Annotated in this window: 14 protein-coding genes and 1 riboswitch; of the genes, 3 read left to right on the plus strand and 11 right to left on the minus strand. The window is 37.3% G+C overall.

Annotated features, from left to right (window positions below; genetic code table 11):
- Positions 1-3 precede the first annotated feature (3 nt).
- The 10 genes from recC to rppH form a co-directional block, all read right to left on the minus strand.
- Positions 4-3,396: an exodeoxyribonuclease V subunit gamma gene (gene recC / locus E3U36_RS08405; protein ID WP_180816227.1), complete on the minus strand. Its 3,393-nt coding sequence runs from the start codon at positions 3,394-3,396 to the stop codon at positions 4-6.
- Entirely contained in the window at positions 3,374-3,766 is a 393-nt protein-coding gene (locus E3U36_RS08410; protein ID WP_032114550.1) for a prepilin-type N-terminal cleavage/methylation domain-containing protein, read from the minus strand. The genes recC and E3U36_RS08410 overlap by 23 nt, the downstream gene beginning before the upstream one ends.
- A 38-nt stretch (positions 3,767-3,804) precedes the next feature.
- The gene (locus E3U36_RS08415) at positions 3,805-4,230 is read right to left on the minus strand and encodes a DUF2509 family protein (RefSeq protein WP_180816228.1); all 426 of its coding nucleotides are present in this window, start codon (positions 4,228-4,230) and stop codon (positions 3,805-3,807) included.
- Positions 4,227-4,700, minus strand: coding sequence for a hypothetical protein (locus E3U36_RS08420; RefSeq protein ID WP_180817662.1), 474 nt, complete (start codon positions 4,698-4,700; stop codon positions 4,227-4,229). The genes E3U36_RS08415 and E3U36_RS08420 overlap by 4 nt, the downstream gene beginning before the upstream one ends.
- Positions 4,701-4,712: 12 nt before the next feature.
- Positions 4,713-4,892, minus strand: a complete 180-nt coding sequence (locus E3U36_RS13255) for a prepilin-type N-terminal cleavage/methylation domain-containing protein (protein ID WP_180816229.1) — start codon at positions 4,890-4,892, stop codon at positions 4,713-4,715.
- On the minus strand, positions 4,886-5,191 hold the full coding sequence (locus tag E3U36_RS08430; RefSeq protein WP_180816230.1) for a hypothetical protein: 306 nt from the start codon (positions 5,189-5,191) through the stop codon (positions 4,886-4,888). The genes E3U36_RS13255 and E3U36_RS08430 overlap by 7 nt, the downstream gene beginning before the upstream one ends.
- An 84-nt stretch (positions 5,192-5,275) precedes the next feature.
- A complete protein-coding gene (locus E3U36_RS13260) occupies positions 5,276-5,365 on the minus strand; it encodes a prepilin-type N-terminal cleavage/methylation domain-containing protein (protein WP_180816231.1) in 90 nt (29 codons plus the stop codon).
- A 267-nt stretch (positions 5,366-5,632) separates the two neighbouring features.
- Positions 5,633-6,484, minus strand: coding sequence for a thymidylate synthase (locus tag E3U36_RS08440; RefSeq protein WP_180816232.1), 852 nt, complete (start codon positions 6,482-6,484; stop codon positions 5,633-5,635).
- Between the two features lie 66 nt (positions 6,485-6,550).
- Positions 6,551-7,450 carry a prolipoprotein diacylglyceryl transferase gene (gene lgt, locus E3U36_RS08445; RefSeq protein WP_180816233.1) on the minus strand — a complete coding sequence of 300 codons (900 nt, stop codon included), beginning with the start codon at positions 7,448-7,450 and terminating at the stop codon, positions 6,551-6,553.
- Positions 7,451-7,686: 236 nt separating this feature from the next.
- Positions 7,687-8,217 (minus strand): RNA pyrophosphohydrolase, encoded by a 531-nt coding sequence (rppH, locus tag E3U36_RS08450; RefSeq protein WP_180816234.1) that lies wholly within the window; start codon positions 8,215-8,217, stop codon positions 7,687-7,689.
- A gap of 112 nt (positions 8,218-8,329) precedes the next feature.
- A riboswitch (TPP riboswitch) is annotated at positions 8,330-8,441 on the plus strand.
- Between the two features lie 87 nt (positions 8,442-8,528).
- Between rppH and thiB the strand changes: the two genes are divergently transcribed.
- From thiB to thiQ, 3 genes are read left to right on the plus strand one after another with little or no spacing between them, the layout of a single operon-like run.
- Entirely contained in the window at positions 8,529-9,530 is a 1,002-nt protein-coding gene (thiB, locus tag E3U36_RS08455) for a thiamine ABC transporter substrate binding subunit (RefSeq protein WP_180816235.1), read from the plus strand.
- The gene (gene thiP / locus E3U36_RS08460; protein WP_180816236.1) at positions 9,503-11,107 is read left to right on the plus strand and encodes a thiamine/thiamine pyrophosphate ABC transporter permease ThiP; all 1,605 of its coding nucleotides are present in this window, start codon (positions 9,503-9,505) and stop codon (positions 11,105-11,107) included. The genes thiB and thiP overlap by 28 nt, the downstream gene beginning before the upstream one ends.
- Complete coding sequence (gene thiQ, locus E3U36_RS08465) at positions 11,100-11,801, plus strand: thiamine ABC transporter ATP-binding protein ThiQ (RefSeq protein ID WP_180816237.1); 702 nt, start codon at positions 11,100-11,102, stop codon at positions 11,799-11,801. The genes thiP and thiQ overlap by 8 nt, the downstream gene beginning before the upstream one ends.
- Before the next feature lie 175 nt (positions 11,802-11,976).
- On the opposite strand, the gene E3U36_RS08470 is transcribed toward thiQ, so the two are convergent.
- Positions 11,977-12,900 carry an IS5 family transposase gene (locus tag E3U36_RS08470; protein WP_180816238.1) on the minus strand — a complete coding sequence of 308 codons (924 nt, stop codon included), beginning with the start codon at positions 12,898-12,900 and terminating at the stop codon, positions 11,977-11,979.
- Between the last annotated feature and the right edge of the window lie 296 nt (positions 12,901-13,196).

A 13,196-nucleotide genomic window follows, 5' to 3' on the forward strand; every position in this document is an offset into this window, starting at 1 on the left:
TTATTACATCCTCTTTTTATTTTTTCTATAGATTGCCATTGGCAATAAATAAGTACGTGCCTTTTTTTGTATTGTGTCAAGCAAATTACTATCTATTTTACTGAAAGCACGACCAATATAGCTATCTTCCATTTCACCTGGCTGATTATAGGTACCTTGTAAGAAGTGGATAAGCTGCATTTTTGCTTTTCGCAAAACAGCCTCAGACTCAAAATCAAATTGTTCACTTTTTTTGTTATAGCATGACATTAACCAATTCCAGCCACTTTTATTAAAAAGTGGTAATGGCGAATTCATCCCCTCTTGATAACCATTAATGAGCTGTTGTAAATATACTTTCGCCTGATATTTGTCCACTGATTCAAAACACCATTCACTATTATCTCTTCCCCAATAGTAACTTTCACCAGATCTAACAGTTAAACAAAAAATTAAATGTTCTATCCATAGAGATAAACCATCATTAATCGTTAAATTTGCAGGACGATAACGAATAATACCGTTTTGCTGAATATTTCGTAATTGTCCAGCCAAACGAATATTCTCAAAGGGTTCGACAAATAGTTTATTAAAATATTCATGACAATTTATCTTTACTTTATCAGCTAATGGCTGCATATCTTGGATCTGTTTTTCCCAATAAATTTGACCAAAATGTTCTGCCGGTAATCCACCCGTTGCACGCAAAGTCGTTAACAGCTCCTCCAGTGACTCTTCATAAATCATCGCCTTAAGTAAGCGTTCATTATATTTATATCGTTGTAAATTATTTACAATAAAAGGCTCATCCTCCGGTAATTGTACTTCTTCATTAAAAAAATTAACTTTTAACCTTTGTTGAAAAAAAGCCCGGATCGGGTGTCGATAAAAAGAGAGTAACTGCTCTAATAATATTTCATTGTCATGTTCTATCATTGGCATTAACGTAGTACAGAATTCAGGCCGTGGATTACCTTGTTTTCTGGCTGCTGATAACCATTCACTGGCATAACTATGATGAATGCTATTAGGCAAATAATTCTCTGTCGCAAAAGGTACTCGCGTATGTTTAATCACTAAATGTTCTTTTACTCTATCAGCACTAAGATCAATATTTAAATGTTCATCACCCTCTAAACAAAAACTTTGGCTAATATAATCAAGTAATTCATTTACTAGCACCGAGGGATTATGTGCTTGATTGTCACGTATAGCATGCCCAATATAGCTAACATAAAATAGTTGAGAAGCGGAATTTAAAGCTTCCAAAAATAGATAGCGATCATCATCCCGACGCTTTCTGTCACCGCGTTGTGGCTGCTCAGCCATTAAATCAAAACCAAGTGGAGGTATTGAGCGTGGATATATCCTGTCGTTCATACCTAATAAAAACACAACCTTAAAAGGAATAGAACGCATAGGCATTAGAGTACAAAAATTAATTGCCCCTGCAAGAAAACGTTGACTGATCTTTTCATCATCAAAACAGGTTGCTAATTCATCACGAATCAGCGATAGAGGAACTATTTCTTCATATTTTGCCACTATTCCAGTCTCAATCGTTTTTTGCCATTGCTGGAGCATAAATATGAATATCGCTTCAATTTGTTCATCAGTCTCAAAAAAAGCATCTAACAGGCATTGACATAATGGCAACCATTCTGACAATTTTCTTTCCTGATTAAGTTTACTTCTCCAACTAGCCAATGAATCAATAAATGCGGCAAGCTGCCCAGCTAATTTAGCTGATAACCCTGTACATTCATTATAAGGTAAAGTTTTATTCCAAGTACCTACATGACTATCCATCACATAACCAAGCAACATTCTATTTAAACCAAAAGCCCAGGTATTTTGCCCTGTTGCTGGTAATTCCAGCATTGCAATGTTTTCATCATCAAGCCCCCAACGGATACCTGATTCGTTAATCCATCGTCGCAATAAAAATAATTCATCATCGTAAATAGAAAATCGACGAGCCAGTGCTGGCACTTCTAATAAAGCTAATACTTGTTCTGTGGTAAAACGACTTTGGGGTAACTCAAGTAACGAAATAAAAGCTTGCAAAATAGGATGTACCTGCCTGGCTTTTCTATCTGAAATAGAAAAAGGTAACCGACGTTCAGGGGACACATGACTAAACACCGCTTGGATATAAGGTGCGTAACTATCAATATCTGCCACCATTACAATTATATCTTTGGGTGTTAGATTTGGATCGTCTTCAAAGAGGCGCAATAAATAATCTTGCAATACTTCAATTTCACGTTGTGGGCTATGGCATGAATGAAATGTCAATGATTTATCTTGTTTGCTTAATTGTCTTTTTGAAAGACTATTATTATAACTCGCTTCGGTTAAACCAAGTTGCGCATGATCTTCTAAATCTAAAATATCTCGCTGCACTTGGTGCAACAAATAATCACGTGGTAAATCTACAAAGGCAGCAACTTCATTAGATAGCTCCAACTGAGACAGAAAATAGAGGTTGTCACGGCCTAATTTACCCCAAGAAGCTAATAGCAGATTAGTTAGAAATTGTTCACCTTGTTGATTAAATAACGTATCAGGCGAACTTTCTCCCTTGAAACGCGCAATTTCATGGTTATTTCGATAATTTTTTAACTTGCGTCGTTCAAGTTTTGCCAAAGAAGCATAGCTCTGAATATCTCCCCAATAATAACGACATGGATTCGTAAACATTAAATGAATATCAATATGCTGGCCAAGGGCATTTAATGCCTGCAAATAAACCGGAGGTAATGCGGCGATACCACAGATAAATACACGTTTCGGCAACCTAATATGTGAAGGCAGATTAGCATGCAAACTTTGTATAAATTGTTGATAGAGATTTGCCCGATGCCATTTAGATTGATTAAGCTTTTCCGTATACTCTGTCAACGCTAACCAAAGACGTTTTTGCCATTGCTGATTATCACTTAAACCCTCAATTAGTTGTTTTTTACGCCAGCTTTCTAACCATTGGGGACGGTAAACTAAATATTGGTCAAACAGATCCGCAATCCGAGCTGATAACTGATACAACTTACGTTTACCCATATCCTCATTAAGATATTGTCTAAGAGGCTTGAATTCAGGTTCTTGTAACAAGGAAGGTAAAATTGTCATTAATTTCCAAGTCATTGCCTTTTTGGTAAAAGCACTCTCTGATGGGATATCAGATAAAACCCGAGTAAACATGTCCCAAATAAAAGTTGCCGGTAGCGGACAAGAAATGTTAGCGGCAATTCCCAAGCTTTGCGCAAGCTCTATTTGTAGCCATTGCGACATACCTGGACTTTGAACCAAAATAATTTCTTGCTCAAACGGCTGGGTCAAGGGATTATTTTTGATCAAACTAGAAATAAGCTCTTTGTGAATATCTAATTGATTAGAATGATAAATTTGTAGCATAATCTTTTCCTGACGAACAGTACCACCTTGATGCAGCAGTTAATTGGTTATAAGGCATCTTAAATGTAACTAATATCTGCTTACAATTATCTGTAATGTTCACGTAACGATATGATAAATCAATATTTTTAGGCATATTATTTGTTATATCGGCACTAATAGAGTCAATGCCTAGCATCGCTTCTCCACTTTCAAAAAAAGTGTGCATCATGCGAAATTGCTGTGTTTTTTGCCATGCGAGAGAAAATCCAGCCATTAGATTATGAACATATTTTATTAATGCGATAGCTGAAATAGCAAATAAGGCTATAGCTACCATAACTTCGGTTATTGCCATTCCAGATTGCCTGTTAGGCTTAGAATTTTTCATTGACAAAATTCCGCTCTTTTAACTGGACAAAAATCCAATCATCCCTGTTTTAGAGGAACAAAACCAGATATGGCATTTTTATCTTTCTTAAGCCATTGATAAAGTGTAAATATAGCTTTACCCTCAAAATAAGCATGGCCAGCTAATAGATAATAATCATTTTTATAGTAACGCAAACAACTTTTAAAATTAGCGCCTAACGGTTGCAGACAAGACCATGAGGCATTTTTTTCCTTAGTCATAACCCAATGTTGATATTTTCCCCAAGCCAATGCAGACTCAGCTTGCTCAAAAAAAAGCCAATAACTGCGTTCACTTTCCAACATCTGCAATATATTATTCTGATGATGATGCAACGATTTTAACATTAATAAACTCATAGAAATAAGCATTATTATTGCCATTAATAAAACGCTCCCTTGCTGTTCAAACTTGTGAGGAAAAAACCAATTTATCAGTTTCATATCGATTGATTTCTTAAATAAATTTTTAGTTGGTATTCCCTTAATAGATCTGGATATGCTCGCGGAGATAGACTTAAAAATACAGCTAAAAAACGTTTTTCATCCATGATCACCTCTTTTAAAGCAAATTGTAAAACGATTATCTGTTTGGGATCAAATAGGTTTATCCATCCTGGCCCTTCACAATCTACTCCGCTACGGTGTATTTCCAGCTTACCTCGATGAATACGATAGATAAAGAAATCAGAAGTCTCATCTGGTGCTTTTTGCCATTTGCCATTTGCCATTTGCCATTTGCCATTTGCCATTTGCCATTTGCCATTTGCCATTTGCCATTTGCCATCTAAATTGTAATCGTAAATAAGATGAATACAGGAATGCTTTGCCTCGCCTCGTTTTTCACTAATTTTCAATGCCACTCCGACACACTCACCAAAACAATAACCTGAACGTCGAACATCTTTTTCCAACATTAATAAGAATTATCTCGCCACAATATCAAGATGATAAGCTTGATATAATCGATTGATTTGCTGCGGCAGTAATGGATATAGCGTTATGATAGCGAGAAAAACAATACTACTTATTATTAAGCTGATTAGGACTTCTATTAGAGAAAAACCTTGTTGCTTACAATTAAAAGAAATGTGTTTATTTAGCATTTAGCTATTCCCACCAGCCTTTGATTACTACATAAACGCACTCGTCCCAAACCTGAAATAATGATCGAGATCTCTGCTGATTGATTGCTAAAACATAAAGTTGTCGGTAATGCCATTCCTCTTTTACCTAGCAACAAGGTCGATATTCGACTGTAATTATGCAACACTACTTCATTATGCCTATTAATCCACTTCATCTCTGTACTTTGCTGGGTATCTTTTTTACCTTTAATTGCAACTATCAGCATCCAATTTGAAGTTTTATCCGTTTGAACTATCAATTGCCTCTCTTGATTCAAATAAGCCGCCTGCATTTGATGACGGGCAATAAAAGCGTCAACTTTTTGCGTAACAACAATTAAATGTATTTTTTGTTGATAATTTCACCACCCCTTAATGCTAACAACAGCAATCAAGGCTGCTATGGAAATCGCAATCATAATTTCAAACAGAGTGAACCCTTGTTGGCGCATATATTTTTGCCATATGTAGCACAATTAATGCAAACTATTGTTATGTATTTAGGATAAAAAAATAAATGCTCAAATAAGATAGAAGGGAAACAGATCTATTAAAAAATTGGTATTACAAAAAACTGGGGAGCAAAGATAGAAACACCTCACAGATTTTAATGTTTTTAGTAGCTATTTATTAATTAAACCATAATATTAATTAAAAACAGCAAATAAGATGGTAGTCACCTTGTTGATGCTAATGATCAAAGCAACCCATAAAAAATGTCATACCGTAAATGGATATTTAATTGCATCATGATATTGGTAACCAATTACTTCAAAATCATCACTAGTCACCCAGGTTTCAATATCTTCTAATGTTTTAATATTAGGATTACTACGTAGTTGCGGCAAAGAATAAGGAGTACGCTTCAACTGGATATCACGCATAATCGAAAGTTGATTTTCATAAATGTGAGCATTCACGATCTTATGGTAAGCCTTACCTGGTTTGTGACCCGTGATCTGAGCAACCAGTGCCAGTAAAACAAAACATTGAATTTGATTAAAGTTTAGTCCCAAAGGAACATCACAACTACGTTGATATGAAGTTAAATAAAGCGTATCAGCTAGCAGAGAAAAAGTGTGCGTATGCATACAAGGGCGTAAACAACCTAATTCAAACTCACCAGGATTGTAAAAAGTGATTATCTCGGAACGATCATCTATTCCTACCGAAAGGTTGCTAATAACTTTTTGCAGCTGATCTAAATAAGTACCATTAGGCCGTTGCCATGAACGCCCCTGAACACCATAAACTCGCCCCATGTCATCTTCACCTTTACGGTTCGGATTATTGAGCCATACCTGATTTTCATTCGCATTGGCATTCCATGTATTACAGCCAATATCACGAAATTGTACAGCGTTAGAATAACCTCTTAGATAACCTAATAATTCAGCAATAGCCGCTTTATAAAAACTTTTGCGAGTCGTAATTAAAGGAAACTGGTTATTTGCGACATCATATTCAAGATCAGCATTGATAACCGTTAAACACCGAACTCCTGTGCGTTTATTTGCTACCCACTGACCTTTATCAATAATACGCTGACATAAATCCAGATATTGTTTCATTATTATTACTCGCTTAGAATCTATTATTTAATACTATAAATAAAAACACTGTATTAAAATTTTCTGCTACTTACTCTTTTCTGCCTTGCTAGTAATGGAATAGTCCTTACAATGGCTATCTTTCTTATAGGCCCAGATCATCATTAAAATACCAATAATGATCATAGGGACTGACAAAATTTGTCCCATACTTACACCACCAAATAGCCCCAACTGCGCATCCGGCTGACGGAAAAATTCAACAAAAATACGGAAAGCCCCATAACCAATCAAAAACAATCCTGAAACACTACCCATTGGGCGTGGTTTACGAATAAACAGATTCAAAATAATAAATAAAATAATCCCTTCAAAAAACATCTCATAAAGTTGGGAAGGGTGTCGTGGTAATACGCCATACTGCTCTAAAATCGGTAATAAAGAAGGGTCTTGACTAACAATCTGAAAGTCTTCTGCTCGTGAGCCTGGGAATAACATTGCCCATGGTGTATCTAATGTTACACGTCCCCAAAGTTCACCATTAATAAAATTACCAATACGTCCCATACCTAATCCAAATGGGATTAATGGGGCAACAAAATCGGCAACTTGAAAAAAATGGCGATGAGTTCTGCGTGCATACCACCACATAACGCATATCACACCAATTAACCCACCATGAAAAGACATTCCTCCGTCCCAAACTTTAAATAGATACAAAGGATTGCTCAGGAAAGCCGGCAAATTATAAAATAAAACATAGCCTAAACGTCCACCGATAAAGACACCTAAGAAACCAATATAGAGCAGATTTTCAACTGCGTTTTTGATCCAGCCACTATTTGCTTTTCCGGCTCTCTGTTTTGCCAACCATAGAGCGAAAACAAATCCCACCAAATACATCAAACCATACCAATGAAGGGCTACTGGACCAATCGAGAATATCACAGGATCAATATTAGGAAACACAATATAACTATTATTCATCGTCTCCACTCTTTAGTTTTATAGAGCTTGATATAATTTCATGACTGCATGCGGTTTAAAATCTAATAGTATTTTATTGATTAAATTCATCAACAAATCTATCTAATGCATACTTTGGCTAGGAAATTTTCCAAAAAATAAACAAGAGTAGCTTTCACTACTCTCACTTCGCTTTCAAAACGACAAAAGTTGGCTATTAAAATAAACATAAACCTACTTTCTTTCGCTAAATTTATTTAGCCACGTTTACGCCTATAGGTATGGCTTTTATTTGATGTCATTGTACTATTTTGCAGTGACATAACCATCGGAGCAAATTCTTTCATAACACGCCGATAAACATCGCGTTTAAAAGAAACAACCTGACGCACAGGATACCAATAACTCACCCAACGCCAACTATCAAATTCAGGCGTTTTACTTGTTTGCACATTAATATTATGTTCATTACAAACCAATTGTAACAAAAACCAACGTTGCTTTTGCCCTATACAAACTGGCTTTGTGTCCCAACGCACCAAACGTTTAGGTAATTTGTAACGTAACCAGTTCCGGGTAGACGCTAATATTTTAACATCTTTACGATCCAACCCAACCTCTTCGAATAATTCCCGATACATTGCCTGTTCTGGCGATTCTTCAGGATTAATGCCCCCTTGAGGGAACTGCCATGAATGTTGCCCATAGCGACGAGCCCATAATACCTGGCCCTGCCGATTACAAATTACAATTCCTACATTCGGGCGGTAGCCATCATTGTCAACCATCTGACTACCTCGTTAAAAATTTAAAAGATAACTTATTGTTTCATACTACTCTATATGGTAAGCCTTTATCAAATATAGTATTTGCAATTATAAGATAACATCTTACAATAAGGCCATCTCAACGGGGTGCCTGCTATGATTAATATTGTTAATAGCTGGCTGAGAAAAACTCGTCTAACCTGATCCGATTAACATCGGCGTAGGGATTTGAGCCACTCTAATGATTTATTCATCAATAAATAGCTTCATTACTGTCCATTCCTCAGATCCTAGAGCATCACTTTTATTTAATTATATAGGAGAACTCAGTATTGAAGAATGTACTGCTAAAAATAGTTAGTATTGGTTTAATTTGTTGTTCAGCTTTCGCTCTTCAGGCAAAACCTATATTAACCGTTTACACTTATGATTCCTTTATCGCAGATTGGGGGCCAGGGCCTACAATAAAGCCTGACTTCGAACAAATCTGTCACTGTGAACTGAAGCTAATTGGCCTAAGTGATGGGGTTGCGTTATTAAATCGCCTTAGAATGGAAGGAAAAAATAGCCCAGCTGATATTGTGCTCGGACTTGATAATAACTTAATTGATCTAGCAAAAAAAACGGGCTTATTTACTGAAAGTAAAATTGACATCAGTCAACTGAAATTACCTATAAAATGGGATAACAATATTTTTATCCCTTACGATTATGGTTATTTTGCTTTTATTTATGATAAGACGAGGATCACCGAAGTGCCTAAAAGTCTTGATGAACTTATTAATGGCCCCCAGCCATGGAAAATTATTTACCAAGATCCACGTACCAGTACGCCAGGTTTAGGGCTATTACTTTGGATACAAAAAATTTATGGGCAAAACAGTGCTCAGGCTTGGCAAAAAATAGCCAAAAAAACCGTAACCGTTACTAAAGGTTGGAGCGAATCATATGGATTGTTTTTAAAAGGTGAAAGCGATTTTGTCCTAAGTTATAGCTCTTCACCAGGTTTTCATCTGTTAAATAATAAAAAAAGTAATTATGCTGCGGCACTATTTAGTGAGGGGCACTATCTGCAAATTGAAGTGGCTGCCCAATTAGCAACCAGCAAGCAGCCTAAACTAGCTCAACAATTCATGCAATTTATGCTATCACCAACGTTCCAAAAAACGTTGCCGACAACCAATTGGATGTATTCAGTCATTGATATACCCTTACCCGACGTTTATCAACAAATATCTGTGCCAAAAAAATCATTACAATTTAATACAGAAGATATTACTCAACATCGCAATCAATGGATCAATTTATGGCAAAATGCCGTCAGCCACCAATAGGTAGTTCACTTTGGCCTGGCATAGTTGTGTCCGGCCTATTAATCACTATTGTGGTAGTTACTTTCAGCACTTTATGGTTACATGCCCCGCAAATAAGCTGGCAAGAATTTATTGATGGCAGCTATTTATGGCACGTCATTGGCTTTACATGTTGGCAAGCATTACTATCGACCGTCTTATCCGTTATCCCTGCAATATTTCTCGCCAAAGCCCTTTTTCGACGCCATTTTCCGGGTCGGATACTGTTTTTACGCTTATGTTCGATGACACTGGTATTGCCAGTACTAGTGGCCATTTTTGGCTTATTAACCGTCTATGGTCGGGTGGGATGGATTGCTCAATTTTGTCAATGGTTAGGTATTAATTACCAATTTACCCCCTACGGCCTAAAAGGCATTTTATTAGCACATGTCTTTTTGAATTTACCATTAGCTATGCGGATGCTGTTGCTTGCGCTAGAGAATATTGCAGTTGAGCAACGTCAGCTTGCCGCACAACTAGGCATGAACCAATGGCAACATTTTCGGATTGTTGAATGGCCTTATCTTAGACGACAGATTTTACCAACATCAGCACTGATTTTTATGTTGTGCTTCGCCAGTTTTGCTACCGTACTGACGCTTGGCGGGGGGCCTGCTGCAATCACCATTGAACTCGCTATCTATCAATCATTAAGTTATGATTTTGATCTCAATAAAGCTGCTTTGCTGGCTCTGATCCAACTTTTTTGCTGTTTAGGGCTAGTATTATTAAGTCAAAAATTAAATGTCGTCTTTTCCGTCGGTGCTAGTCGACAATTGCGGTGGACAAATCCAGCTGATAGTCGATGGCAGAAATGGTGGGATACATTACTGATTAGTATGACCCTATTTTTCTTAATTCCGCCTTTCTTGGCTATTATCGTTGATGGTTTAAACTTAACTCTATTACACGTGTTACAACAGCCAGGCTTATGGCAAGCAGCCATTAATTCGATTTTTATCGCTATTAGTGCTGGGGTACTTTGTATTATTCTTACTATAATGTTGCTTTGGAGTAGTCGTGAATTACGTCTGCGCCGCTCAATACTACTTTATCGAACTTTCGAATTAAGTGGATTATTAATACTTGCAATGCCAGGCATAGTTTTAGCTACCGGCTTCTTTTTATTGCTAAATAATACTATTAATTTAACCTACTCGCCTTATAGTTTAATCATCTTGACGAATGCTTTAATGGCTATTCCTTATGCCTTAAAAATATTAGAAAATCAGATGTATGACTTAGCTGAACGCTATAATTTATTATGCCTTTCATTACAGATCAAAGGCATAAATCGACTAGCTCTAATTGAATTAAAAGCTTTGAAACGTACCATAGGACAAGCCTTCGCTTTTGCCTGTATACTCTCAATAGGTGATTTTGGTATTATTGCACTGTTTGGTAATGAGAACTTTCGTACCCTACCTTATTATCTCTGTCAACAATTAGGCTCTTACCGTAATAATGATGCGGCAGTTACCGCGTTGTTAATGCTATTACTTTGTTTCAGCTTATTCAGTTTATTAGAATATTTATCAGGAAAAGAGCATGATTAAATTAGATCAACTTGTCTATTGTTATGAAAATCTAACAATGCAGTTTGATTTTCAAGTAAATAGAGCTGAAAGAGGGGCTATATTAGGCCCTAGTGGCGCAGGAAAAAGTACTCTACTGGATTTGATCGCTGGATTTCAATATCCCAAACAAGGGGAAATTTGGCTAAATAGCCAAAATCATACTGCTACACCACCAGCCAAGCGGCCAGTTTCTATCCTTTTTCAGGAAAATAACCTCTTTTCTCATTTAACTGTTTGGCAAAATATTGCGTTAGGCATTTCACCAAATTTAAGATTAGAAATAGCTCAACATCGCGCAGTAAAACAGATCATAGAACAAGTTTCTCTTAATAATTGTATCACTCGTTTGCCTGCACAAATATCAGGCGGACAACGCCAACGTACTGCGTTAGCTCGTTGTTTGATCCGCCAAAAACCGATTTTATTGTTAGATGAACCTTTTTCTGCTCTCGATCCAGCTTTACATAATGAAATGTTAACATTACTTAAACAGGTGTGTGATGAACGCCAATTAACCTTACTGATGGTTTCCCATAATTTGGAAGATGCTAGCCAAATAGCAACTCGGTCTATCGTAATTGCAGATGGAAAAATTGCCTATGATGGTCAACCAGATTGTTTAATTAATGGATTAACACCCGCAAGTAAACTGCTGGGTATATCTCATTTTTGACATTATTTATAATAATTAATTATTAATTCACACTTTGGCAAATAATTGGATGGTATTTTTCGACCTTTATAATACTATTTGTTGTATTAATACTAAGACTACTTTTTCTAATACAAAGAGGCTTTGTTGAATAAATCAGAATTAGCCGCCAGGATGGCTCCCTCTGCTACAGCTGTTATCCGATCCTGACGCTGTGTGGCATACCCAACAACGTCATACGGTTCAGCGCTTTGACCATCGCCATTGCTTCACCTACCTGAGCCTCATAGTCACGCAGCCTCAGATGGCCACCCAGCAAAGTTTTTATGCGGAACATCGCTGTTTCTGCCACTGAACGCCGGTGATAACCCACTTTCTTTTTCCACATATCATTACTCCTGCTCAGACGCTGATTCGCCACCGCATGGTTACGTTCATGGTACTTGTCCGGCCAGTATTTCGCTCCGCTTCGCGGCGGGATAAGGGGCCTGATTTTCTTTCTTAGCAACGCATCTTGGCAGTAACAGGCGTCATAAGCACCGTCTGCTGACACTTCCCTGATTTTCCGGTGGGTTTGGTTAATCAGGCCCGGCAGTGACTGCGCATCTGTCGTTCCGCTGAGCGATAAGTCGGCACAGATAATCTCATGATTCACACTGTCTGCTGCCAGATGAAGCTTGCGCCACACTCTTCGTCTGTCAGCCCCATGCTGCCTGACTTTCCATTCACCTTCGCCAAAGACCTTCAGACCGGTACTGTCGATGACCAGATGCGAGATTTCACCACGCGTTGGCGTTTTTATGCTGATGTTGACGCTCTTTGCTCGTCTGCTGACCAGCGAGTAGTCCGGACAGCACAGCGGCAAAGACATGAGTTTAAAAATCGAATCAACGAAGCCCTGTAATGCCCGGAGCGACAGGTTAAACACACGCTTCATCATCAGGACAGTGGTAACAGCCATATCGCTGTAGTAAAGCGGCCGGCCACGACCTTCAGGCGAAGAACTGTCAGTCCATCCAGCGATGGCCGACTCATCAAGCCAGACCGTCAGGGAACCGCGTTGTCTGAGTGCCTTGTTGTACGCGGGCCAGTTGGTAATTTTAAACTTTTGCTTTGCCATGGGGACCTGATGTTGAAACGAATTTAGCGATCAGCTCCGCCAATCACCTAAAAGTTCGATTTATTCAACAAAGCCGAAATTAAGCAGATAATTTTAATAGATGTGATAAAAATATTTATCCTCCAGTAAAAAATTTTAAATAACATAGCATTTTTATTTCTATGCTTTATTTTTATCAATATTAAATTAGCCATAACATCTATATAATTTTCTTTATATATTAGTTAATTATAAATTAATGAGCAAAAACAGTAGGATGCAGAATAATAAAAAATGGTGAGTTGTTCTTTTTTTCA

It is taken from the genome of Arsenophonus endosymbiont of Aphis craccivora (assembly GCF_013460135.1).
Classification (GTDB): Bacteria; Pseudomonadota; Gammaproteobacteria; order Enterobacterales; family Enterobacteriaceae; genus Arsenophonus; species Arsenophonus nilaparvatae.